Source organism: Streptococcus sp. HMSC066F01 (genome assembly GCF_001837335.1).
GTDB lineage: Bacteria > Bacillota > Bacilli > Lactobacillales > Streptococcaceae > Streptococcus > Streptococcus oralis_S.
In genome coordinates this window covers 1,270-1,615 of record NZ_KV832101.1, presented here as the reverse complement: position 1 = coordinate 1,615, position 346 = coordinate 1,270, and the positions used below count along the sequence as shown (strand labels likewise).

Here is a 346-nt window from a genome sequence, read left to right as displayed (position 1 = left end):
AATTTCTCCCAAGTCATTACTCTTATCTGCATCAGTAATTTTCTTAGTGACACTTGGGTAACAGTACTCGAGTTTATGAACTTCAACTGTTTCATTACGTCCACCGATTTGTTGAGTTGTATACTCACCCGTCTTGAAGACACCAGTCAACTCAGGAACTGTAACTTCTTCTTTTACAGGTTTATAATCAGCTGGCGGATCAACTTCATCCTCTTCATTCGTTTCAGGAGCATGTGCTTCCTTACTCAAATCATAGTCGAACTTGTTATTACCTGGATTGAAGACACTATCGGGTACATAGATTGTAACCTTGTCGCCTTCTTGATTGATTCGACCACGAATTTGT

The 346-nt window shown here is 39.6% G+C and carries 1 protein-coding gene; it reads right to left on the bottom strand.

Annotated elements, in window-relative coordinates; translation table 11 throughout:
- Nucleotides 1–346 (bottom strand): hypothetical protein (locus tag HMPREF2655_RS03045; protein ID WP_180364311.1); only part of this gene is annotated, 346 nt, incomplete at both ends.